The 24,234-nt window shown below is 73.5% G+C and carries 13 protein-coding genes (1 of these 13 only partly in view); 2 read left to right on the top strand and 11 right to left on the bottom strand.

Annotated elements, in window-relative coordinates; genetic code table 11:
- Positions 1–114 precede the first annotated feature (114 nt).
- The 3 genes from GA0070608_RS21955 to GA0070608_RS21945 form a co-directional block, all read right to left on the bottom strand.
- Positions 115–1,707, bottom strand: coding sequence for an MDR family MFS transporter (locus GA0070608_RS21955; RefSeq protein ID WP_091630413.1), 1,593 nt, complete (start codon positions 1,705–1,707; stop codon positions 115–117).
- 68 nt (positions 1,708–1,775) lie between these two features.
- Positions 1,776–2,396 carry an acyl-CoA-like ligand-binding transcription factor gene (locus tag GA0070608_RS21950; RefSeq protein ID WP_091630412.1) on the bottom strand — a complete coding sequence of 207 codons (621 nt, stop codon included), beginning with the start codon at positions 2,394–2,396 and terminating at the stop codon, positions 1,776–1,778.
- A gap of 40 nt (positions 2,397–2,436) precedes the next feature.
- Positions 2,437–3,678 carry an ROK family transcriptional regulator gene (locus GA0070608_RS21945; RefSeq protein WP_091630411.1) on the bottom strand — a complete coding sequence of 414 codons (1,242 nt, stop codon included), beginning with the start codon at positions 3,676–3,678 and terminating at the stop codon, positions 2,437–2,439.
- A 171-nt stretch (positions 3,679–3,849) separates the two neighbouring features.
- Here GA0070608_RS21945 and GA0070608_RS21940 point away from each other — a divergent pair, with 171 nt between their 5' ends.
- On the top strand, positions 3,850–4,779 hold the full coding sequence (locus GA0070608_RS21940) for a diacylglycerol/lipid kinase family protein (RefSeq protein ID WP_091630410.1): 930 nt from the start codon (positions 3,850–3,852) through the stop codon (positions 4,777–4,779).
- Positions 4,780–4,845: 66 nt separating this feature from the next.
- Here GA0070608_RS21940 and GA0070608_RS21935 read toward each other — a convergent pair whose 3' ends face one another.
- Positions 4,846–6,021, bottom strand: a complete 1,176-nt coding sequence (locus GA0070608_RS21935) for a trans-sulfuration enzyme family protein (RefSeq protein WP_091630409.1) — start codon at positions 6,019–6,021, stop codon at positions 4,846–4,848.
- A 245-nt stretch (positions 6,022–6,266) separates the two neighbouring features.
- On the opposite strand from GA0070608_RS21935, the gene GA0070608_RS21930 reads away from it, so the two are divergent.
- Entirely contained in the window at positions 6,267–7,877 is a 1,611-nt protein-coding gene (locus tag GA0070608_RS21930) for an RICIN domain-containing protein (RefSeq protein WP_091630408.1), read from the top strand.
- A gap of 183 nt (positions 7,878–8,060) precedes the next feature.
- Here GA0070608_RS21930 and GA0070608_RS21925 read toward each other — a convergent pair whose 3' ends face one another.
- The 7 genes from GA0070608_RS21925 to GA0070608_RS21895 form a co-directional block, all read right to left on the bottom strand.
- A complete protein-coding gene (locus GA0070608_RS21925) occupies positions 8,061–8,864 on the bottom strand; it encodes an SGNH/GDSL hydrolase family protein (protein ID WP_091630407.1) in 804 nt (267 codons plus the stop codon).
- 236 nt (positions 8,865–9,100) lie between these two features.
- A complete protein-coding gene (locus tag GA0070608_RS21920; protein WP_091630406.1) occupies positions 9,101–10,279 on the bottom strand; it encodes a class I SAM-dependent methyltransferase in 1,179 nt (392 codons plus the stop codon).
- Between the two features lie 53 nt (positions 10,280–10,332).
- Positions 10,333–11,127 (bottom strand): thioesterase II family protein, encoded by a 795-nt coding sequence (locus GA0070608_RS21915; protein WP_091630405.1) that lies wholly within the window; start codon positions 11,125–11,127, stop codon positions 10,333–10,335.
- Between the two features lie 27 nt (positions 11,128–11,154).
- Positions 11,155–12,090, bottom strand: coding sequence for a TauD/TfdA family dioxygenase (locus GA0070608_RS21910; protein WP_091630404.1), 936 nt, complete (start codon positions 12,088–12,090; stop codon positions 11,155–11,157).
- 97 nt (positions 12,091–12,187) lie between these two features.
- Positions 12,188–13,549, bottom strand: coding sequence for an MFS transporter (locus tag GA0070608_RS21905; protein ID WP_176733795.1), 1,362 nt, complete (start codon positions 13,547–13,549; stop codon positions 12,188–12,190).
- Complete coding sequence (locus tag GA0070608_RS21900; protein WP_091630402.1) at positions 13,546–14,529, bottom strand: ornithine carbamoyltransferase; 984 nt, start codon at positions 14,527–14,529, stop codon at positions 13,546–13,548. Before GA0070608_RS21900 ends, GA0070608_RS21905 begins: the two co-directional genes overlap by 4 nt.
- Positions 14,529–24,234, bottom strand: partial view of a non-ribosomal peptide synthetase gene (locus GA0070608_RS21895; RefSeq protein ID WP_091630401.1) — the 3' end only. It continues 13,616 nt past the right edge of the window; 9,706 of the gene's 23,322 nt are visible here — the last part of the coding sequence; its start codon lies off the right edge, out of view; the stop codon is at positions 14,529–14,531. Before GA0070608_RS21895 ends, GA0070608_RS21900 begins: the two co-directional genes overlap by 1 nt.

Here is a 24,234-nt window from a genome sequence, read left to right as displayed (position 1 = left end):
CGCCGGGCCGCTGCCGGCGTAGCGCGCGTCGGCGGACCACCCGGCGCCTGCTGCCGGGGCACGGAGAAGGGGCGGCCCGGCGTAGGCCGGACCGCCCCCGTGACAGCGGGTGACTCAGTGCGCGCCGGGCACAACGGCAGCCGCTTCCTCCTTAGCCCGCCGCTCCTCACCGCTGAGGGTGTGCAGCGGCTTCTCCCGGATGAACAGCACCACCACCAGGGCGAGCACCGCGAAGGGGGTGGCCACCAGGAACAGCTCGCCGGTGGCGGTCCCGTACACATCCTGGATGATCTTCAGCACCGGCGCGGGCAGGGTGGACAGGTCGGGCACCTCGGTGGAGCCCTCCCCACCCGTGGCACCGCCGGTCAGCGGGCCGAGCTTCTCCGCGCTCAGCGTGGCGACCCGGTTGGCCAGCACCGCGCCGAGCGCGCTGACGCCGATCGTGCCGCCCATGCTGCGGAAGAAGGTCAGCACGGAGGTGGCCGCGCCCAACTCGTGCGCCGGCACGTCGTTCTGCGCCGCGAGCACGAGGTTCTGCATCAGCATGCCGACGCCCACGCCGAGCACCGCCATGTAGATGCTGAGCAGCAGCATGCTCGTGCCGGCATCGATGGTGGCCAGCAGCAGCATGCCGACGACCATTGTGGCGGCGCCGGCCACCAGGTAACGCTTCCAGCGGCCGTACTTGGTGATGAGCTGGCCGGCGACGGTCGACGAGACCAACAGGCCGAAGATCATCGGCAGGCTCATCAGCCCCGCCACCGTCGGCGACTTGCCGAGCGAGAGCTGGAAGTACTGGGACAGGAACACGGTGCCGCCGAACATCGCCACGCCGACCAGGATGCTGGCGATGGTGGTCAGCGAGACCGTCCGGTTGCGGAAGATGTCCAGCGGCACGATCGGCTCCTCCGCCCGGGATTCCACCCAGACGGCCAGCGCCAGCAGGGCGAGGCCGCCACCGACCATCAGGGCCGTCCAGCCGGACGCCCACGCGAACTTGTTGCCGGCCAGCGACGACCAGACCAGCACGGTGGAGACCCCGGTGATGATGAGCAGCGCGCCGAGCCAGTCGATCTTCACCTTCCGGCGGATCACCGGCAGGTGCAGGGTGCGCTGGAGCAGGACGATGGAGAGCAGGCTGAACGGGACACCGATCAGGAAGCACCAGCGCCAGCCGAGCCAGGAGGTGTCCACGAGCACGCCACCGATCAGCGGCCCGGCGATGGTGCCGACGCCGAACACGGCGCCGAAGATGCCGGCGTAGCGGCCCAGCTCGCGGGGCGGGATCATGGCCGCCATCACGATGGTGGCCAGGGCGGTCATGCCGCCGGCGCCGATGCCCTGCACGACCCGGCTGGCCAGCAGCACCTCGACGTTCGGGGTGAACCCGGCGATCACCGAGCCGACCGCGAAGAGGCCGAGGGAGAGCTGGATCAGCAGCTTCTTGCTGTAGAGGTCGGCCATCTTGCCCCACAGCGGCACGGTCGCCGTCATGGCAAGCAGTTCGGTGGTGACGATCCAGGTGTAGACGGTCTGGGTGCCGTTCAGGTCGGCGATGATGCGCGGCAGCGCGTTCGCCACGACCGTGGAGGCGAGAATCGACACGAACATGCCGACCATCAGGCCGGAGAGTGCCTGCAGCACCTCACGGCGGGACATGCGGCCGGCGCCGACCTCGGGGGTCGCGGCGGGCACGGTGGCGGTCATTGACCTTCCTTACCGGGTACGGGGTTCACGGCCTTCCGGGCATACCTTCCCAGAAGGGGCTTGCGGGGTCAGGGCTTCTCGGGTTGCGGCAGCCCCGCGGCGAGGGCGGCGAACGCCTCGTCGACGAGGTCGGCCAGGTCCGGCCGGTCGGGCTGGGCGGCCCACCTGGCCATCGCGGTGCGCAGCGCCGCACCCGTCACGGCGGTGACGAGCGCCGGATAGCCGTGGTCGGGGTCGACGCCGACCCGCGCCGCGACGACCTCGACGATGGCCCGCTCCGCCTCGGCGTTGCCGGTCAACAGGCGGGGCAGCAGCGCGGGGTTGCGCGTCACCACGTCCATCCGCAGGCACCACAGCTCGCGCTCGGCGCGCACCTCGTCGACCACCTCGTCGAGCGCGGTCCGCAGCGCGGTCAGCACCGGCACCTCGGGCGGCACCGCGGCCAGCCGTGCCACCAGCCGCTTCGCATCGCCCGCATGGTCGCCGACCAGTGCCTCGTCCTTGCACGCGAAGTAGTTGAAGAAGGTGCGCGGGGAGACGTCGGCCGCCTCGCTGATCTCCTCCACCGTCACCTGGGCCAGGCCGCGCTCAGCCACCAGGCGCAGCGCCGCCTCGGCCAGCGCGGCCCGGGTGCGGCGCTTCTTGCGGTCGCGCCGACCGGGGGCGGGTTCGGTTCCGGCGGATGTCACGCGGAGACGCTACAAGCGATCTTGCAGCTTCTGCAATGTTTTATCGGGTGAAGTGACGCGGGCCATCCGGCGGCGCCGGTTCGCCGATCCGGACCCCGCCAGCCGTGAGCAGCCGGGCGATCGGGAGCGTCGACGCGCCGAGCGCCACCGCGTCGACGCCGAGCAGACCCAGTTCGATCGAGGCCTGCTCGTACGGCTGCCGCAGCGCCTGGCGGCCGGCGGACTCCCGTACGGCCGGCAGCAGGCCGCCCAGCGCCATGCCGGCCCAGCCCCCGAGCACGACCCGCTCCGGGTTGAACAGGTTGATCAGGTTGGCCACCCCGGCGCCGAGGTACTCGGCCGTCTCGGCCAGCACCCGCCGGGCGGCGGCCGAGGTGCCGGCCGCGTCGAGCAGGGCGGAGAGCTGGGACTCCTCGTCCTCGCCCGGCACCGGCTGGCCACCCCTGGCCTCCCGGAAGCGCTCGATGACCGCCTCCGCCCCGACGTACGCCTCCAGGCAGCCCCGGACCCCGCACCGGCAGGGCCGGCCGCCGTAGACGAGGGTGGTGTGTCCCCACTCCCCCGCGCTGCTGGAGGCGCCCCGGTAGGTCACCCCGTTGGTCACCACGGCGGCGCCGATCCCGGAGCCGACCAGCGCGAAGACGGCGTGCCGGGCCCCCCGGCCGGCGCCGAACCACATCTCCGCCTGGCCGAGCGTCTTGGCCCCGTTGTCGATGTGCAGCGGCAGGTCGGTGCCCGCGGCGATCAGCCGCTGCAACGGCACCCGGTCCCAGCCGAGCGACTGGGCGTGCACCACCGCCTCCCGGCCCTGCTCGACCACCCCGGAGACGCCGATGCCGACGCCGAGCACCTGGTCGGCGGCCACCCCGGCCCGGGCGGTGACCGCGTCGATCCCGGCCAGCACGTGCCCGGCCACCTCCGCCGGCTCCGTCCGGCGCGGGTCGAGCGGGTACGCGGCGCTGGCCAGCTGGGTCATCGCGAAGTCGAACAGCTCCACCCGGACCCGGGTCTCCCCGACGTCCACCCCGACGGCGAACGCGAACCGCGGTGCGACCCGCAGCATCATGCTGGGCCGGCCACCGTCGGACTCGGCGGCGCCCGCCTCGACGACCAGCCCCTCGTCGATCAGGTCGCCGACCACGTTGCTCACCGCCGGCTGACTCAACCCCGTGCTGCGGACCAGGTCCTGCCGGGTGAGCGGACCGTCCAGGAAGACCTTCGACAGCAGGGCGGACCGGTTGCGCAGCCGGACGCCCCGGTTGGTAGCGCGCCCCAACTCCACCTGCCACCTCGATCCACTCGGCCGTCCGGAGCGACTGTACGACGCCGTGCTTGACGACCACGGTCGGCCGGGGCGTGCCGCTGGCCGGCTACTTCGTCTGGTCGCTGGGGTCTGCCCTACGGTCTCCCGGTCGTCGTGTCACCGCCCGGGATGCCGATAGGGTTCGGGCCCATGCGGACGAAGCAGGAACTGGGCGCGGCCATCCGGCGGGACCGCCGGGCCGTCCTCGTCGTCAACGCCCACTCCCGCCGGGGCCGCCACCTGCACGAGCGGGCCCGGGAACGGCTGACGGCCGCCGGTTTCCAGCTGCTCGGCGACCACCCCGTCGACCAGCCCGGCCAGCTCGAACGCGTCCTCACCGCGGCCGTCGACCTCGGGCCGGACCTGCTCGTGGCCGGGGGCGGGGACGGCACCCTCAGCACCGCCGCGCGGCTGCTCGCCCACCGTGACATGGCGCTCGGCCTGCTGCCGCTGGGCACCACCAACAACTTCGCGCGCACCGTCGGCGTCCCGCTCGACCTCGACCGGGCCGTCGACGTGCTGACCGACGGCACGGTGATCGACGTCGACCTCGGCATGGCCGGCGACATGCCGTTCACCAACCACGTCGGCATCGGCCTCTCCGCCGACATCATGCTCCGGACGCCGCCGCGCCTGAAACGGGTCATCGGCCGGCTGGCGTACCCGCTCACCGCCCTGGCCCTGCTCACCCGGCACCGCCCGTTACGCGTCACCGTCCGCGCCGGGGACGCCCGGCACGAGTTCGTCACCCACCAGGTGTACGTGGCCAACGGCGGCTTCCACGCCGGCCGACCGATCGCCGCCGACGCCGACGCCGACGACCAGCTGCTGGTCGCGTACCCGGTCGGCGGCGCGAACCGCCGGGGGCTGGTGCGGGACACCGCCCGCAACGCGGCGACCGGGCACCGGCGCTCCGTCGGCGACGAGCCGTTCCTCGCCGTCGGGGAGCTGTGGCTGGAGACCGACCGGCCGGCGCGCGTCGAGGTCGACGGCGAGCTGTGCGGCCGCACGCCGATCCGGATCGGCCTGGACGCCAACGCCCTGCGGGTGATGGCGCCGGCCGGGAGCCTGGACCGCTGACACCGGCGCGGCCGGCCGGATCGTCAGGCCGGCCGGTCCGCGACGCCGCTGCGACCGGTCCGGGAGCTACTCCGGCCGGTCCGCCGCGTCGAGGGCCGCCAGGAAGTCGGCGACGAGGTCCTTCGTGTCCTCGATGCCGGTGGAGACCCGGACGAGGCCCTCGCCGATGCCGGTGGCGGCCAACTGTTCGGCGTCCACGATCCCGGCCCACATCGAGCGCGGGTGCACCACGAGAGTGCTGACGCTGCCCAGGCTGGCCGCCCGCTTGGCCAGGCGAAGGCCGGTCAGCAGCCCGGCCGCCGCCCGGCCGTCGCGCAGCTCGATGCCGAGCACCCCGCCGAAGCCGGTCATCTGCCGGCCGGCCAGCTCGTGCTGGGGATGCGTCGGCAGCCCCGGGTAGCGCACCCGCCGCACGGCCGGGTGGCCCTCGGCCGCCCGGGCCAGGGCCAGCGCGTTGGCGTTGTGCCGGTCCACCCGCAGCGACAGGGTCCGGATGCCCCGCAGCAGCAGCCAGGCGTCGATCGGGCCGAGGGTGCTGCCGGTGACGATGGCGGTCTGCCAGACCCGGTCGACCAGGTCGGCGGAGCCGACGATCACCCCGGCCGAGACGTCGGAATGCCCGCCGAGGTACTTCGTCCCGCTGTGCCACACCAGGTCGGCGCCGAAGTCGGCCGGTCGCTGGTTGACCGGGGTGGCGAAGGTGTTGTCGACCGCCACCAGCGCGTCGTTGGCGTGCGCCAGCTCGACGACGGCGGCCAGGTCGGTCAGTTCGAGCAGGGGGTTGCTCGGGGTCTCCACCAGGACCAGCCGGGTCTGCGGGCGCAACGCCCGGGCGAAGGCGTCGGTGTCGGTCTGGTCCACCTGGGTGAAGGCCACCCCGAACCGGGCCAGCAGGCCGGTGACCAGGGACGTCGTGCCGCCGTACGTGCTGCGCTGGACGATGACGTGGTCCCCGGCGGAGAGCAGGGCCAGGGCGATCGTGCTGATCGCGCCCATCCCGGAGGCGGTGACCAGGCCCGCCTCGGCGCCCTCCAGCTCGGCGACCACGGCGGCGACCTGCGCGTGGTTCGGGTTGCCGTAGCGGGTGTAGAAGGCCTGCCCCCGGGTCTCGGTGGCGACGGCGGTGAACCGCTCGTCCGACTCGGCGCTGAAGGTGGCGCTCTGCACGATCGGCGGCGACACCGCCCCGCCCGGATTCAACCCGTCGTCGCCGTGGACAGCGATCGTGCTGGTGCCGGTCACAGAGTTCTCCTCACGTACTGGGCGTCCGCCGGGGCCGGCGGGTCAAAGCGAGCGCGGGCCGGCGCGCCCCGGCGGCGGCGACGCCGGGGTCGGACGGGATCCCGACGTCGGGACGACCTTCCGGACGGCGAAGGAAAGCGCTTACCATAGCCATTGACATCGATGTCCGTGAATTGTGGACGGGCCTCGACGAGGCGGCTCGGTCGCGCCATCCCCGCCGGACAGCGCTCTTTCGAAGGAGCCCCATGATCCCCTCCACCAGCAACATACTCCTCCACCGCCGGCACCTCCCGCTGGTGGTCGTGGCCGTCCTGGCGCTCCTCGGCGCCGCCGTGGCCGTCGGCCCACGACCCGCCCTGGCGGCCACGGTCGACCCCGGCGCCAACTACGTTCTCGTCAACCGGCACAGCGGCAAGGCGATGGACCTGTGGGGCCGGTCCACCGCCGACGGCACGCCGGTCAACCAGTTCACCCGCAACGACCTGGCCGTGCAGCAGTGGCGGTTCGTCGACGTGGGCGGCGGCTACCACCAGATCCGCTCGGTACACAGCGGCAAGGTGCTGGAACTGCCGAACGCCGACGACGGGGCACAACTCGTGCAGAACACCGCCGCCAGCGGCAACACCCGGCAGCACTTCCGGCTCGCCGACTCCGACGGTGGTCACGTCCGCCTCGTCAACCGGCACTCGAACAAGGCGCTGGACGTGTGGCAGTGGTCGACCGCCGACGGCGCGATGATCTCCCAGTACCAGGACCTCGGCGGCGCCAACCAGCAGTGGCGGTTGATCAGCCTCGGCTCGGGCGGCGGCTGCGGCAGCGGCGCGTTCCACGCCGAGGCGGTCTTCAGCGGCGGCACCTGGACCGCCCGCAACGGCGGCAGCACGGTGCACACCGGCAGCGACATGCGCGCCGCCGTCCAGGCCGCCGTGAACAGCCTCAGCGCCGGGCGGACCAGCAAGCAGCGCGTCGTCGTACGCGGCTCCGGCTCGATCAGCGCCGGCTCGCGGATCTCGCTGCCGAGCTACACCGCGATCGACGTGTGCGGCACCATCGACGTCACCGGCTCGGGCAGCGGCGACCAGGCGCCGATCTACTCCCGCGGCACCAGCCACGTCGAGGTCGGGCACCTCACCGTCACCGGCACCCCGCTCTACGGGATCTTCCTGCGCAACGTCACGGACGTCGTGCTCGGCCGGATCGACATGCGGCTCGACGGCGGACTGGGCATCCGGATCGACAACCGCGGGGACACCAGCCAGTGGAGCCGCAACGTCCGGATCGACAACGCGTACGTCTCCGGCGCCAGTTCCCACGCGGTCGAGACGTACGGCGTGGACGGGCTGACCGTCGGCACCGTCACCGCCCGCGACGTGGGCGAGTCGGGCCTGCTGCTCAACCAGACCATCAACGCCACGGTCAGCACGGTCGACGCCGAGAACGCCGGCACCGGCACCGGGTACGCCGCATTCCGGATGGCCAACCGCAACGGGCGCGTCGGCTCCGGCTACCCGACCAACATCCGGGTCGGCACCGTCCGGGCGCGCGGCGGGGGCCGGGGGATCTTCTGCGTCTCCGAGTCCGGCGGCGCCGTCATCGACCGGGTGGACATCGCCGACACCGGCAACAACGCGATCCTGATCGAGAACTGCCAGGGGGTCGACATCGCGGCCGGCGGGGGCACGATCAGCCGCGGCGGTGAGGTGCGGCTGGCCGAGCGCACCGAGTTCCCCGGCAACCGGGACATCACCCTGCGCAACTTCACCCTGGTGAACAGCCGGATCGTGGAGAACCCCTGCGCGGACAACCTGACCATCAGCAACGTCGGCCTGAGCAACTCCACGATCAGCCGCTGCTGACCGGGCCGTCCCGGCGCTGTCGTCCGGCGGGGCGGCCGATCGTCCGGCATCTCGGTCGACCAGGGTGCCAGACGATCGGACGGGGCGCGGACGCCGGGCGGGCGAACCGCGCCCCGTCCTTTCGCCCGGGCGGTCCCGGCCCGAGGGGCGGGGCGAGGTCCACCCGGACGCGGAGCGCGCCGGTCAGTCCGCGGCGGCGCGGAAGACCGGGAGGTAGCCGCCGACCTGGCCGGCCGCGGTGGGGTGGTAGGAGACGCCGAGGGTGGCGAAGTTGAGGGCGTGCATCCACTTCTCGCCGTAGCTGCACAGCTGGTGCCCGACGAAGGAGGAACGCACGTCGGCGAAGGTGAAGCCGGCGGAGACGGCGGCGGTGCGGGTGAGGTTGTCGATCAGGTTGATGCCCTCGTTGATCTTCGCGCGCGAGGTGGCGCTCAGCCCGACGCAGACGGTGCCGAGCTGGTAGAAGACGGGGTAACCGACCACCACGACGCGGGCGTTGGGCGACCGGGTCTTGATTCCGTTGTAGACGTTGCGCAGCAGGCCGGGAAGCTGGGCGCGGGCCTTGTCCTGGGCGGCCTGCACGGCGGCGACACACTGGGTGGTGCCCTGGAGCACGCAGGTGCTCAGGATGCTGGAGAAGCCGACGTCGTTGCCGCCGACCGTGACGCTGACCAGGGTGGTGGTGGAGCTGAGCGCCGAGAGCTGCGTGTTGATCAGGCTGGTGGTGGTGGCGCCGGAGCAGGCGACCGAACGGTACGACGCGGGCTTGACGGCGGCGGCGTACAGCGCCGGGTAGGCGTTGGTGCTGCGCTGGCAGGAGCCGCTCTCGCTGGTGTAGCTGCCAGCACCCACGCCCGAGGCGTACGAGTCGCCGAGCGCCACGTAGCGGTCGGCGGGCGCGGCCTGGGCGGGCGCGGCCAGGGTGAGGCTGACGCCGAGAGCCGTGGCCAGGCTCAGGGCGAGGGAAACGAGACGGGTCTTCCGCACGTCGCACTCCGGGGGTTGGGGAATCGAGTGCGAGATTGATATCACTAAATATCAACGAGCGAAAGATCTTGCCGAGTAAGTTAGGGGTGCTGGCAACGACTTACCGGTTCCCGTACCGGTAGGTCCCTGGGCAGGGGTTGCGCGCGCCCCGGCCCGGGGCCCCGACCGTACGCCGACCAGCGGTCACGGCGCGACGGACGCGGCCCGGGTCCGGGGCGTGCGAAGCGGTCGGAACGTCAGCGGGGCGGCCCCGCCTGGCCGGTGGCCGTCGCCACGAACACGGTCTGCACCTGCTCGCCGTCGTCCAGTCCCGGCACACCGTGCGCCCGCACGTCGACGAAGCCCGCCTCGCGCAGGGCGGCCTGCCAGCCGGCCACGTCCAGCAGTGGGGACGACTCGACGCGCGGCTCGTCGTCGGCGTGCCGCCACCAGCCCTCGGCCAGCCCGAAGGTCGACGTGTTGTAGTCGAGGCGGCTGGTCATCTCGTTGACCACCAGGATGCCGCCCGGCTTGAGCAGCGAGTGGCAGTGCCGCAGCGCGGTGGAGATCCGCAGGGTGGCGTGCAGGACGTTGCTGGCCAGGACGACCTCCATGGAGCCGGGTTCGAAGCCCTGCTCCTCGGGCGCGCTCTCCACGTTGTACCGGGCGAAGTCCAGGTAGGGCCGGGTGGCGCCGAGGCTCCTCCGCCCCAGCCGCAGGAACGCCGGGCCCACGTCGGTGTAGAAGTAGCGCAACCGCTCGGCCCGGTCAGCCAGTGCGTCCAGCACCGGGCCGGTGGTGCCACCGGTCCCCGCCCCCACCTCCAGGACCTGGGCGTAGGAGCGGGGGTAGCGCCGGAGGAACTGCCCCACGTGTTCGTGCACCCGCGCCGCGCAGAGCCGGTTGTAGAAGTCCAGTTGGATGTTGTCCTGGTAGATCGCGGAGACCAGGTCCGCCGAGCCGCCCGGGAAGAGCACCTCGTTCGCCGGCCGCTCGCCCCGGACCACCTCGACCAGCTGCGTCTGGCAGGCGACCAGCAGCGGCACGTACCCGGCCGCCTCCGGATGCTCCCGCCGCAGCGCCGTCGCCGCCGCGTCGACCGCATCGTCCTCGGCGAGCCCGGCCACCTCGGCGACCCGGTCCGTCACGGCGAGCCGGTCGCCGTGCCGGCGCAGGAGGTCGGCGCGCTCCAGGATGTCGAGCAGGGCGTCGCCGAGCCGCTGGTATTCGGGAGCCACCGCGAGCCGGGCCAGGATCTCACCCCGGCCGGCTGTGGCGCCGTGAGCGGGCAGGACGTCCATCGCCGCCAACCGGGCTGCCAGCAGCTGGCGGCCGAAGTTTGTCACCGCCTCGAAGGAGATCCGGAACCGCGCGTAGCGATCCTGGTCCAGGTCAACGAGCGGCGACGGCGTCGCCTCGACGTCCAGTTCGGTCACGGTGTGCCCTCCATGGTGCGACTACGGTGGTGCCGGTCAGGTCAGGCGGGCGGTCACCAAGGCGCCGCCGCCCGTGGTGCGGTCAGCAGGCCGCCGAGCTGCGCGGTCAGATCCGCGAGCAGGTCCGCCTGCGCCGGCACCAGGTAGAAGTGGTCACCGGGAAACGCCCGCAGCCGGAAGCCGCCGGTGGTCAGCTCCGCCCAGGCGGAGACCGACTCCCGGTCGCAGGCCGGGTCCCCGGTGCCGAGGTACGCCGCGATCGGCGCGGACACCTTTCGCGGCGCGCGCGGCAGGTAGCCGTGGATCAGCCGCAGGTCCGCGCGGAGCGCCGGCACCACCAGTTCCCGCAGCTTCGCCGAGCGGAAGACCGCCGCGTCCACCTCGCCGAGCGCGGCGATCCGGGCGAGGAACTCCTCGTCGTCGAAGTCGTCCGGATCCTGGTCGATGCGCGTGACGTGTGGTGCGCCGTGCCCCGAGACGAACAGGACGGTCGGCACGATCCCGAACCGCTCCTCGAGCCGGATGGCCACCTCGTAGGCGACCGACGCGCCCATGCTGTGCCCGAACAGCGCGAGCGGGCGGTCCAGGTACGGGGTGAGCGATTCGGTGATCCGGTCGGCGAGTGGGTCCATCCGCTCGACGCACGGCTCGGAGAGCCGGTCCTGCCGGCCGGGGTAGCGGACGGCGAGCAGGTCGACGGAGTCCGGCAGCCGGGCCGCCCACGACTGGAAGAAGCCGGCCGCCCCGCCGGCGTGCGGCACACACACCAACCGCACCCCGGCGTCACCGCCGCCCCGGAACACCCGCAGCCACGGATCGCCGCCGACCGGGCGGCGGAGCAGGGACATCTGGGTCACCTCTCTCGGCCCCGCCCGTCAGTCCGACATCGCCACCAGCACCCGACGGTCACCCGTGTACGGGCGCCGGCCGTGCGCGGTGAGCACGTTGTCGATCAGCAGCAGGTCGCCGACCCGCCAGTCGACGTCGACCGCGGCCTCCAGACCACGGTCGCGGATCTGGGTGACGTACTCGTCGGGGATCGGTGAGCCGTCGGCGAAGGTCACCGACTGGGGAAGCTCGTCCGGGCCCATCACCTGCGTCATCACCCGGGCGATGTCGTCGTCCAGGCCGGCCGGGTGCCACTGGTCCGCCTGGTTGAACCACACCTCGACCCCGGTGACCGGGTGCCGCAGGGTGGCCGGGCGGAGCTGGATCACGCGCAGCCCGTCGGCGGTCCACTCCCAGGTGGCACCGGCGCCGGCGAGGAACTCCTCGACCTCGTCGCGGCTGTCGGTCTCGAAGGTGTCCCGCCAGCTCTTGCCCAGCCCCATGCCGTCATGCAGGTTCTGCTGGTAACGCAGTCCACCGGCGAAGTCGGCGCGCAGCTGCGGGTCCAGCGAGTTGAGCCACAACTCGGCGTCGACGACCGGGGTGGCGCCGCCCGTCTCGGCGGCGATCTGGCAGAAGAAGAGCAGCCGGGCCGGCCACTGCGCGGCGTACGACAGCTCGTTGTGCATGGAGATGGTGTACCGAGCCGGGTACTCGGTGGAGGTGTAGACGTTGCGCCCCACCTTGGTGCGGGGCGAGTTGCCGTGCACATAGGCCAGTCGCCTCGGCAGCAGCAGGTCCATCACCGGGTCCAGGGTCTCCGGCCGGACGCCGAAGCCACGGAAGACGAGCGCCTTCTCCGCGGTGAGCACCTCCGCCAGGTTCAACTCGCGCAGGTGGCCGACCAGGCCGTCGGCGCTCGGCGCACAGCCCGCGCTCTCCGGGGTGATCTCCAACGGCTTCCAGCTCGCGTGCTCGTTCATTCCAGCGCTCCTCACCGTCCCAGGCTCCACGATCTCTCCCAGGCTCTGCCATGTCGCTATATTTCGTCGATATCGCCAGCCACCGGGGCCGCCCGGCTCACCCGGCGGGCGTCTTCCCCACCGCAGGCTCGGCCTCGGCCCGCCCAGCCTCGGCGGCGGCTTCGGCCCGCTCGGCTTCAGCCCGCTCAGTCGCAGCCCGCTCGGCGTCGGCCCGCTCCTCCTCGGCACGGGCGCGACCGCCGAAGCCGAGCACCGCGAGCACCGCGATCACCCCCATCGCCCCGCCCACGATCAGCATGGCCTTGGTGATGCTTGTCGAGTCGAGCAGGAAGCCCGCGAACAGCGCCCCCAGCGAGTTGGCTCCCGAGCTGAGCAGCATGACGATCGAGCCGGCCCGCCCGCGCAGGTGGTCCGGCGCGGCCTGGAGCACGTACAACATCCCGGCCACGTTGCTGATGCCGGCGCCGTAGTGGATCAACGCGAAGATCGCACCGATGACGACGAGTCCCGGTGCCAGCGCGAGCAGCGGCATCAGCACCGCCCAGGCGATGTTGACCCCCATGATGATCCGGCGGATCCCCCAGCGTCCCAGGTAGAAGTTGCTGGTCATCGCGCCGGCCATGCCGAAGACGCTGTTCACCACCAGCAGGATGCCGACCGTGGGTGGCGAGCCGCCCTGATTCTTGACGATCACCACGAGGCCCAGGCCCAGCACCTGGAACAGGATGTTGCTCGCCGCGAAGAGACCGAGGGCGCGGCGCAGGTAGACCTGGCTCCAGACGAAGACGAAGCCCTCCCGCACCCGGGCCAGCAGGCCACCGGGCTCGTCCGCGCGCGCCTTCGGCGCCTGCAGGTCCCGCCGCACGAACAGCAGGGTGACCAGCGAGATCACGTGCATCAGCACGGCGAAGCCGAACGGCGCCCAGCGGGTCAGCGCGTACAGCAGGGTGCCGGCCGGCTGGCCGAGGATGCTGGCCGCGTTGGCCCGCGACTCGTTGGCCGCCGTGGCGGCGCCGTACTGGTCGGACGGCACCACGTTGAACACCGCGGCGCGTTCGGCCAGGGCGTAACAGATGCCCAGGCTGGCCTCCACGAACGCGACCACCATCAGGTGCGGCAGCCACACCGAGTCCCGGGCGACGGCGACCGCGACGCTGCCGATCGCGATGATCCGCCCGACGTTGCAGAGCACCATCGTCCGGCGGCGGTCCCAGCGGTCGACCAGCGCCCCCGCCGGCAGTTGGGTGACCAGGTTGGGCAGCAGCGCGGCGAAGGTGACCAGACTGGCCGCCGTGGCCGATCCGGTGGACCAGAAGACCAGCAGGGTGTAGCCGATCGAGGTGGCCCGGGAACCCAGCGCGGAGACCCCCGAGCCGACCCAGAGCAGCAGGAAGTCACGGTTGCCGGTCAGGCGGCCCGGCTGCCCGGACGTGGCCGTCGGGTGCCCGACCGCGCTCACGACGAATGTCCGGCGGGCGTGGCCAGGCACCAGTCGAGCACGGCCATCGCACTGTAGAGCTTGTTCTCCGCCTGTTGGAAGGCGATGCTGGCCGGCCCGTCGAGCACCTCGGCGGTCACCTCCTCCCCCCGGTGTGCCGGGAGGTCGTGCATGAAGACCGCGTGCGGGCTACGCCGCCACAGCTCCAGGTCCACCTGGAACGGGGCGAAGTGCGCCCGCCAGTCCGGGTCGGGCTTGCTGGTGCCGGTGGTCTGCCAGCGGGTGGTGTAGATGGCGTCCACGTCGCCCGGCAGGTCGTCCATGTCGTGCCGTTCGACGATCCGGGCACCGCAGCGCTGCGCCTGCGTCCGCGCGTCAGCCGCGATGTCGGCCGGCAGCCCGTACCCCGCCGGGGTGCGCAGCTCCAGCTCCACGCCGGGGAAGCGGGTCAGCGCCAGGGCCAGCGCGGTCGCGGTGTTGTTCGCCTCGCCCAGGTAGAGCAGCCGCAGGTGCTCGATCCGGCCGAAGCGCCGCAGCAGCGTGGTCAGGTCGGCCAGCGCCTGCGTCGGGTGTTCCTCGGCGCTCATCGCGTTGACCACGGCCATCCGGTCCTGCTGCGACCAGTCGCGCATCTCCCCCGGGTCGGCGGCGGTACGCGCCACCAGCACGTCGAGCATGCCGGACAGCACCCGGCCGGTGTCCGCGCTGGACTCCCCCGTGTTGACCTGGAGGTCGTTCGGCCCGTACTGGATGGTCTTCGCGCCGAGCCGCAGCGCGGCGACGGTGAACGCGGTCCGGGTCCGGGTCGACGTCTTCACGAAATAGGTGCCCACCACCCGGTCGGCCAGCGAGTTGGCGGACTCGCCGGCGGCGAACCTCGCCCCCCGGGCCACGATCGAGTAGAGATCGTCGTCGGCCAGGTCGCGGATCGACACCAGGTGCCGCACCTGCCGGGCCGGCGGGTCGGTGACCGCTGCGGGAGTGCTCGATACGGTCGTCATCACATTTCCTCCGTGAGTCCGGTGTCAGACGCCAGCCGGGACATGACCTCGTAGCCCGCGTCGCCGTTGGTCAGCAGCACCAGCCCGGACCCGTCGGGGACCCGGCCGGCGGTGAGCGCCCGGTAGCCGGTGGTCCGGCCCCGGTGGGTGAACTCCACCCGCGCTCCGGCCGGCCCCTCGATGCGGTCCACCATGCAGCCGAGACCGAAGGTCCCGCCCGGGCCGGCGGTCAGTTGCGCCACGGCCAACTCCTGGTTCAGCAGGGCCGAGCGCCCCTGGTAGGCGGTATGGATCTCCCTGGTGAGCTGGGCCAGGTCGGTCGCGGTGGTCCAGAGACCGGCCGCCGCCGGATCCGCCCGCACCTCCCAGCCGCCCGGGAGCGATTCGCCCCGCTCGTCGTGCCCGACGGCCACCGGCCGGCCGGATGTCTCCGGGAAGCCCTGGTCGAAGCTGCTGCCGGTCATGCCCAACGGTTCGAAGACCAGCTCGGCCATCAGGGCGGCGAAGGGCGTCGCGGTGGCGTCCTCCATGAGCTGCTGCACCACCACGAAGTGGCTGTTGCGTTCCACCGCGACCGGGTCGGGCCCGTCCTGCGCCCGGATCGGGGCGGTGGGCACGCCACGGCCGTGCAGCAGGTCCGACAACGTCGGCACGGGACCGCCCCGCGGGTGGCCGGTGCTGCCCGTCGGGGTCAGTCCGGCGACGTGGCAGAGCAGTTGGCGCAGGCTCACCGGCCGGTCGGTGGGCAACTGCCAGCCCTTCAGGTACGCGTTGACGTCCGCGTCGAGCTGGAGCTGCCCCCGCCGGACCAGGGCCAGCGCACCCACCGCGGTGACCAGCTTGCTGACCGAGCCGACCTGGAAGATGGTCGCCGGAGTCACCGGAGCGCCGCCGCCGGCCGTGCAGTGCCCGGCGGCACGGACCTCCACCAGCTCACCGTCCCTGAGCAGGGCCAGCGACGCGCCGGGCACCCGGTGGGCGGCGAGCATCGGCTCGATCGGCGGCAGCACCGCCGCCGTACGCGCCGCGCCGGACCGTACCGCCGGATCGGCCGGTGTCGGCGGGTCGACGGACGCCGCCGGATCGGCCGGGGTGAGCGATGCGGCCAGCTCGGCCAGGGTCCGGTCGAGCATCGCCGCCCGCAGCGTCAGCGGGACACCGGCCTGCCGGGCCGCCGTGACCACCGGTACGACCAGCAGCGAGTGCCCGCCCAGGGCGAAGAACCGGTCGTGCCGGCCGACCCTGTCGATCTCCAGGACCCCGGCCCAGATGTCGGCGATCAGCTGCTCCGGCCCCGGGCGGGGCGGGGTGTGGCCGGCCGCCCCGGCGAGGTCCACCGGGGGCAGCGCCCCACGGTCGACCTTGCCGTTGGCGTTGAGCGGGATGGCCGGCACCGGGATGAAGACGCTCGGGACCAGTTGGCTCGGCAGCCACCGGGCGCAGTGCTCGGCCAGGTCCGGCGCGTCGCCGACGTGGTAGGCCACCAGCCGGGGCCCGCCCGGGCCCGTCGACTCGACGGTCACCACCGCGTCCCGTACGGCCGGATGCGCGACCAGTACCGCCCTGACCTCTCCGGGTTCCACCCGGTGACCACGGATCTTCACCTGGTCGTCGACCCGGCCGAGCAGGTCCAGCTGCCCGTCGGGCAACCAGCGGCCCAGGTCGCCGGTGCGGTACAGCCGCCCACCGTCCGCGTCGAACGGATCGGGCACGAACCGGTCGGCGGTCAGGGCCGGCCGGCCGGCGTAGCCCCGGGCGAGACCAGGACCGCCGAGGTGGACGTGGCCGACCACGCCCACCGGCACCGGTCGCAGGTCGGCGTCGAGGACGTAGGTCCGCATCCCGCCCAGCGGCCGGCCGATCGGCGCGACGTCGCCGGGCAGCGGCCCGGTGACCGGGTACCGGCTGACCGCCACGGTCGCCTCGGTCGGCCCGTACTCGTTGAGCAGCACGCTGCCCGGCGCGAGCGCGTGCCAGCGGTCGCAGACCTGCCGGGTCAGCGCCTCGCCCCCCAGCACCAGCAGCGGGGTCAGGGCGGCGGCCTGTTCCGCGCCGAGCTGGCTGGTCAGCAGGTCGAGGTGGCCGGGGGTCAGCTTGACGAAGCTGAATGGGCCGGCGTCGGCCAACCGTGGGCCCAGCTCGTCCAGGTCGGCGTCGGGCGGCAGCAGCCACAGCCGCTGCCCGGTGACCAGCGGCGCCCAGATGCTGGTCACCACCATGTCGTACGCCACCGACGAGAAGAGCGCGGCGCCGCCGGTGCGGTCCCCGACCAGTTCCTCCGCCGCCCAGCCGAGATAGTTGGCGAGGCTCCGGTGGCTGATCTGCACCCCGTTGGGCCGGCCGGTCGAGCCGGAGGTGAAGATGACGTACGCGAGGTGGTCCGGGTCGGGCCGGCCGGCCGGCGGGTCGACGGGCAGCCCCGCGATCTTGTCGGCGTCGCGGTCGAGCAGCACCAGCTCCACCCCGGCGAACCGGTCGGCGTAGCCGGCCGAGGTCACCACCACCGTCGCCCCGGCGTCGGCGAGCATCGCGGCCACCCGCTCGGCCGGGTGTGCCGGATCGATCGGCAGGTACGCGCCGCCGGCCCGCCAGACCCCGAGCAGGGCGGCGACGAGGTCGACGCCCCTCTCCAGCAGCACCCCCACGACCCGCTCCGGGCCGACCCCGGCGCCGCGCAGGTGGTGGCCGATCCGGTTGGCCGCCGCGTCCAGTTCGGCGTAGGTCGTGCCGTCGACGGCCTCGGCGTCGGGGGTCGCCGCGGCCCGCGCCGCCACCCGGGCCGGCACCAGGTCGACGCACCCCGGAGTGGCCGAGTAGTTCCAGCCCACCAGCATGTCGTCGCGCTCCCCGGCGGGCAGGTACGCCTCGCGGGGGTCGCCGTCGGGGTCGGCCACCATGGCCTCCAGCACCAGCCGGTACATGCCGGCCAGCCGCGCCGCGTCGGCCCGGCCCATGGCGTGGCTGTCGGTGCTCAGTTCGAGCCGGCCGGCGCCCGCGGCGACGGCGAGCGCGAACTCGGAGGTGCTCGCGCCGATCCGCTGCACCGGCGCGGTGCGCCCGCCGTCCACCTGCGTGAAGTCCAGGTAGCTGAAGTAGACGTCGGTGAGGCGGGCGCCGCGGCCGGGGGTGCGGATGGCCGGCGCCGGGTAGCGCCGGTGCGGCCACAGGTCGGCCTCCCGGGCGTGTACCCGCTGGACCAGCTCCCGCCAGCTGGTCGCCCGCCGGTCGTGCGGGAACGGCAGGGTGTTCAGCGACATGGCGTAGACCCGCTCGCTGCCCACCACGTCGGGCCGGGTGTTGCAGACCAGCCCGCTGTAGAAGACCGGCTCGTCGGTGAGCTGGCTGAGCACCTTCAGGTGCGCGGCGTGCAGCACCGCCTTGAGCGACACCCGGGCCGCCGAGGCCAGGGCCCGCAGCCGAGGCTCCAGGTCCGCGTAGGACACCACCTCGGTGTACGGCTCCCGGGTGGCCGGCGCCGACGGCGTCCAGCCTGCGGGAAGCAGGAACCTCGGGTGGCGTTCCACCACGTCCTGCCAGTACCGCTGGTCGTCCGCCGAGGCCAGGGCGCTCAGCTCGCCGGCGACGAAGTCGGCGAACCGCACCCCGGGCGGGGTGGTGGTGGCGTCGGGGCCGGCGCCCGCCCGTCGGGCGTGGTACCGGTCGAGGATCTCCATCACCAGGGCGTGCAGGCTCCAGCCCTCGATGATCACGTGGCAGATGGTGAGCACCAGCCGCCAGCTCCGGTCCGTCTCCAGGCACACGGTGAACCGCAGCAACGGCGCCCGCTCGACGTCGAACAGCTCGTTGTACTCCTCACCGACGAGCCGGCGCACCAGGGACACCCGGTCCGCCTCGGCCAGCCCGCGCAGGTCGCTGGTGCGGACCGGGACGTCCACCGTGCGGTGCACCAGTTGCATGGGCACCGAGTAGCTGGTGGTGTCCACCGAGGTACGTAGCACGTCGTGCCGGGCCACCACCTCGTTGACGGCGGCCCGCAGCGTCACCAGGTCGAACGGCTCGCCGTCGGGGATGAGGAACGAGACGACGTTGTGGTAGTGGTTCTGGCCGTTGTCCGCCAGCATCTCCAGCAGCATCCCGAGCTGCACCCGCGACAGCGGGTACGCGTCGCCCAGCCCGTCCGGCAGCAGCGGAAGGTCGGCGGGGGCGACCAGCTCGAAGGGCTCGACCGGGCGTTCGGTCGGCTCCGGCGCGTCCCGGCTCGCCAGCACCTCGCAGAGCGCCCGGACGGTCGGGTGCCGGAAGATGTCCGCCACCGTCACGTCCAGCCCGGCCGCGCGCATCGTGCTGGCCAGCACGAGCGCCGTGATCGAGTGCCCGCCGAGGTCGAAGAAGCCGTCGCAGACGCTGACCGCCGGCAGGCCCAGCACGTCGGCCCAGATGCCGGCGACCCGCTCTTCCAGCGGCCCGGCCGGTCCGACGAGGTCCCGGCCGGAGACCGGGGTGCCGCCCGTCGGCGCGGGCAGGGCCCGCCGGTCCAGCTTGCCGCTGTTGTTGCGGGGCAACTGGTCCAGCACCACGAACGCCGCCGGGATCATGTACTCCGGCAGGCCGAGCGCCAGCCGCGCGCGCAGCGGCCCGACCTCCGGCAGGTGCCCGTCACCGGTCACCAGGTACGCGGTCAGTCGAGGGTCGGCCGGGTCGTCGGCGCGGAGCACGACGACCGCCTCCTCGACGCCGGGCACGGCGGTCAGCGCCGCCTCGATCTCGCCTGGCTCGATCCGGTAGCCACGGACCTTCACCTGGTCGTCAAGGCGGCCAAGGAACTCCACGCTGCCGTCGGGCAGCCGGCTGGCCAGGTCACCGGTGCGGTACATCCGGCTGCCGGGCGGGCCGTACGGGTCGGGCAGGAACCGCGTCGCGGTCAGCTCGGGCTGGTTGAGGTAGCCCCTCGCCACCCCGTGGCCGGCCAGGTAGACCTCGCCGGGCACCCCGATGGGCGCCGGGTGGCCGTACTGGTCGAGCACGTACATCCGGACCCCGGACAGCGGCCGGCCGATCCGGCTGCCCACCCCGGGCGCCAGGTCGGCCCGGGTGATCCGGTGGTAGGTGGAGTAGACGGTGGTCTCGGTGATCCCGTACATGTTGACCAGCGCCACCCGGGCCAGCCCGAGGCGGGTTGCCCACGGCGCGAGCTCGGTGAAGTCGAGCTTCTCCCCCGCGATCACCACCGCGCGCAGCGACAGGTCCCGGATGCCGGGGGCGTCCTCGGCGGCGAGCCGGACGAGCCCGCGCAACGCCGTCGGGGTCTGCGCCAGCATGGTGACCCGCTGCGTCACCAGCAGGTCCAGCAGGTCCTGCGGCACCCGGGCCACCTCGCGGGGCACCAGCACCAGCCGGCTGCCGTGCAGCAGCGCACCCCACAGCTCCCAGACGGAGACGTCGAAGGCGTACGAGTGGAACAGCGCCCACACGTCGGTCTCGTCCACCGCGTAGTGCTCCTGCGCGGCGTCGAGCAGGCGCAGCACGTTGGCGTCGCTCACGCACACGCCCTTGGGGCGGCCGGTCGAGCCGGAGGTGTAGATGACGTACACCAGGTCGTCCGGGTCACGGACGATCCCTGGATCGGTCTCCGGGTGCCCGTCCAGGTCGCCGGCGTCCAGCAGCACCCGCAGCCCGTCGAAGTCGGCGAGCGGGTCCGCCTGCGCGCAGGTGGTGACCACGGTCCGCACCCCGGCGTCGGCCAGCATGTAGCTGATCCGCTCGGCGGGCTGGGCCGGGTCCAGCGGCAGGTACGCCGCTCCCGCCTTGAGCACGCCGAGCAGCGCGGGCACCAGGTCGGCGTCCCGGTCGAGGCAGACCCCGACCACGGTCTCCCGGCCAACGCCGGCCGCCCGCAGGTGGTGCGCCAGCCGGTTGGCCGCCGCGTCGACCTGGGCGTACGTCAGCTCGACCCCACCGGCCACCACCGCCACCGCCCGCGGGTCCCGGGCCAGTTGGGCCTGGAACAGCGCGACCATGCTGCCGGTGACCGGCTCGTCCGCGCCGGTGTCGGTGACGCCGAGCAGTCGGTCGCGTTCCCCGCCGGGCACGCAGACCGCCTGGCAGTCGCCGTCGGGGTCGGCGACCATCGCCTCCAGCACCGCCCGGTACATGCCGGCGATCCGGTCCAGGTTGGCCTGGCTGACCAGCCCCGCCCGGGCGGAGAGCGCGTAGCGGCCCCGCTGGGCGAAGCAGGAGAGGTCGAACTCGGTCGCCCCCTCGCCGGCGGCGCCGGTGACCACCGGAGCGGACCCGTCGCCCTGCGCCGCGCGGGTGAAGTCCTGGTAGTTGAACAGGACGTGCAGCAGCCGGTGCCCGGCCTCGCGCTGCATCTCGGCCAGCGGGAACCGCCGGTGCGGCCACAGCTCGACCTCCCGGTCGAACACCGCGGCGACGAGGTCCCGCCAGCTGCGGGCCGACCGGTCGTACGGGAACGGCACGGTGTTGAGGTACATGCCGTGCACCTCGTCGGCGCCGAGCACCTCGGGCCGGGCGTCGCAGACGAGACCGGCGTGGAAGCCCGGCTCACCGGTGAGCTGGCTGAGCACCTTCAGGTGCGCGGCGTGCAGCACCGCCTTCACCGACACGTCACCGTCACGGGCCAGGGCCCGCAGCGCCTCGTCCAGGTCGGTGAAGTCGACCGTCGCGTCGACCGTGGCGTCCGGCGTGTCCGCCTCACCCCAGCCGGCGGGCAGGGCGAACGGCGCGCGCCCGTCCCACACCGACCGCCAGTGCTCCCGGTCGGTGGTCGACTCCAGCGCGGCGATCTCGGCGGCGATGAAGTCGGCGTAGCGCACGGCCGGCAGGTCGGCCGACGACGGGGCGCGGCCGTCGGCCAGCGCGGCGTAGCCGTTGAGCACCTCGGTGACCAGCCGGGCGCTGCTCCAGCCCTCGGTGACGACGTGGCTGATGGTGAAGGTGAACCACCAGCTCTCGGCGCCGTCCACGTGCGCCGTGACCCGCAGCAGCGGCGCGGTGGAGACGTCGAACGGGCGGGCCCGCTCGGCGGCGACGAACTCCGCGAAGAGCGCGGCGTGCCGCTGTGCCGGGATGCCCCGGCCGTCCTCGACGTGCACGTCGGGTGCGACGTCGGCGTGCACCAGCTGCATCGGCACCGAGTAGCTGACCAGGTCGAACGAGGTGCGCAGGATCTCGTGCCGGGCGACCACGGCCCGGACCGCGCCGCGCAGCGCCTCGGCGTCGAACGGCCGCCCGTCGCGGACCTGGTGGGCGAGGACACTGTGGTAGACGGCGCGGTCCCCGCTGACCGCCGACTCCACCAGCATGCCGAGCTGGGTGCGCGACGCCGGGTAGGCGTCGACCACGCCGGCCGGGAGCCTGGCCCGGTCGGCGGCGCCGATCAGCGCGTACGGCGCGACCGGCCGGAAGACCTCGGCGTCGGCGTCGGCCAGTGCGGCGGCCAGCCGGCGTACGGTGCGGTGCGCGAAGACGTCCCGCACGCTGGTCGGGTGGCCGGCGGCCCGCAGGGTGCCGACCAGGGTGACCGCGAGCATCGAGTCGCCGCCCAGGTCGAAGAAGCTGTCGGTGACGCTGACCTGCGCGACGCCGAGCACCCGCGCCCAGATAGCGGCGATCTCCGCCTCCACGTCGCCGGCCGGCGCCTGGTAGGCCCCGGTGGCGTACGAGCTGGCGTCGGGGGCCGGCAACTGCCGGCGGTCGACCTTGCCGTTCGGGTCCTTCGGGATGGCGTCGACGGTGACGTAGGCGGCCGGCACCATCGCCTCGGGCAGCTCGGCCAGCAGCCGTTCCCGCAGCCTGGCCGGGGTCGGCGCGTCGCCGGTGGCCGGCAGCACGTACCCGACGAGGGTGCGTCGGCCGTCGTGCTCGCGGACCGCGGCGACCGCGTCGGTCACGCCGGGGCAGGCCCGCAGGGCCGTCTCGATCTCCCCCAGCTCGATCCGTACGCCGTGCAGCTTGACCTGCGAGTCGAGCCGGCCCAGGAAGTCCACGGTGCCGTCGGCCCGCCACGCCGCCGCGTCCCCGGTGCGGTAGAGCCGTGAGCCGGGCGAGCCGTACGGGTCCGGCACGAACCTCTCGGCGGTCAGTCCGGGTCGCCCCAGGTAGCCCCGGGCCAGCCCCGTCCCGCCGATGCACAGCTCACCGGGCACGCCGACCGGTACGAGGCCGAGGCGCTCGTCGAGGACGTACAGGCGCAGGTTCGGGTGGGGCGTGCCGAGCGGCACCCGGGACAGCCCGGCCAGCGCCTCGGTGGTGCACCGCCAGCTGCTCACGTCGACGGTGGCCTCGGCCGGGCCGTACGTGTTGTGCAGCTCGCAGCCGGGCAGCGCGGCCAGGAACGCCCGCGCCACGTCGAGGGCGATCTCCTCGCCGCCCACCGCCACCGACCGCAGCGACCGGCACCCGGCCAGCCCCTCGGCCAGCAGCGCCGGGAGCATCGACGGCACGAAGTGGACGGTGGTGACGCCCTCGCGGGCCATCAGCTCGCGCAGGTACGCGGGGTCGCGGTGCCCGCCGGGGCGGGCCACCACGATCCGGGCGCCCGCCGACAGGGCCGCGTAGACCTCGGCCGGGGAGACGTCGAAGCCGATCTCGGTCTTCTGGAGCACGACGGCGTCGGCGGCCAACCGGTAGACCTGCGCGCCGACGTGGTCGGTGCGGTTGACCAGGGCCCGGTGGGACATCAGCGAGCCCTTGGGGCGCCCGGTGGAGCCGGACGTGTAGATGACCACGCTGCCGTTGTCCGGGTCGGTGAGCGGTTCCGGGTCGGTCGGCGGCTGGCCGGCCCAGGCGTCCGGGTCGTCCAGCAGCACCACCGTGGCCTCGACCGGGGGCAGTTGCGCCCGCAGTTCGGCGGTGGTGAGCAGCACCGGGGCCGCCGCGTCGGCCAGCATGAACGCCAACCGCTCCGCCGGGTACGACGGATCCAACGGCAGATACACCCCACCCGCCTTGTGCACCGCCAACATCGCCACGACCTGCTCGACCGACCGATGTGCGCACACCCCGACCAGGACCTCCGGCCCCACCCCCAGCTCCCGAAGGTGATGCGCCAACCGGTTCGCCCGACCGTTCAACTGCCCGTACGAGAACGACACGCCCTCGGAGGTGACCGCCACCGCGTCCGGCCGCCGGGCCGCCTGCGCCTCGAACGCCGCCGGCAGGTACCCGCCGACCTCGGCGGTGCGGCCCGGGGTGAACCGGGCGAGGTCGGCCCGCTCCCCGGCCGGCAGACGCAGCGCCGCCGCGTCCCCGCCCGGGTCGGTCACCATCGCCGCCAGCACCTCGCGGAACATCGCCCCGATCCGTACCAGGGCGGTCGGGTCGGCGGTCCGGCTGTCGCTGACCAGGCGGACGGTACCGCCGCCGGCCCCGACCGACAGGCCGAACTCGGTGGCCCCGGGGCCGCCTACCTCGACGGCGTCGGACGCCTCGACGGCCCCGCCGCCGTCCTGCCGGGTCTCGACGTAGCCGAAGACGACGTCGATCGGACGGGACCCGGCGTCGGCCATCCGTGCCACCGCCGGCAACGGATACCGCCGGTGCGGCCACAGCTCCACCTCACGGTCGAACACCGACCGCACCAGCTCCCGCCACGTGCCCGCCGACCGGGCGTGTGCGAACGGCAACACGTTGATGTACATGCCGTGCACCCGCTCCGCGCCCCGCACCTCCGGACGCGCGTCACACACCAGGCCCGTGTAGAAGGCGGACTCGTTGGTGAGC

It is taken from the genome of Micromonospora peucetia (assembly GCF_900091625.1).
GTDB lineage: Bacteria > Actinomycetota > Actinomycetes > Mycobacteriales > Micromonosporaceae > Micromonospora > Micromonospora peucetia.
The sequence above is the reverse complement of the archived record's forward strand: the minus strand, read 5'-3'. Positions and strand labels throughout refer to the sequence as shown.

What these genes read in the sequence shown, in the direction of transcription:
- GA0070608_RS21930 (WP_091630408.1), top strand. Translation starts at nt 6,267, where the DNA reads ATGATCCCCTCCACCAGCAACATACTCCTCCACCGCCGGCACCTCCCG.
- GA0070608_RS21910 (WP_091630404.1), bottom strand. Translation starts at nt 12,090, where the DNA reads ATGAACGAGCACGCGAGCTGGAAGCCGTTGGAGATCACCCCGGAGAGC.
- GA0070608_RS21915 (WP_091630405.1), bottom strand. Translation starts at nt 11,127, where the DNA reads ATGTCCCTGCTCCGCCGCCCGGTCGGCGGCGATCCGTGGCTGCGGGTG.
- GA0070608_RS21900 (WP_091630402.1), bottom strand. Translation starts at nt 14,529, where the DNA reads ATGACGACCGTATCGAGCACTCCCGCAGCGGTCACCGACCCGCCGGCC.
- GA0070608_RS21940 (WP_091630410.1), top strand. Translation starts at nt 3,850, where the DNA reads ATGCGGACGAAGCAGGAACTGGGCGCGGCCATCCGGCGGGACCGCCGG.
- GA0070608_RS21955 (WP_091630413.1), bottom strand. Translation starts at nt 1,707, where the DNA reads ATGACCGCCACCGTGCCCGCCGCGACCCCCGAGGTCGGCGCCGGCCGC.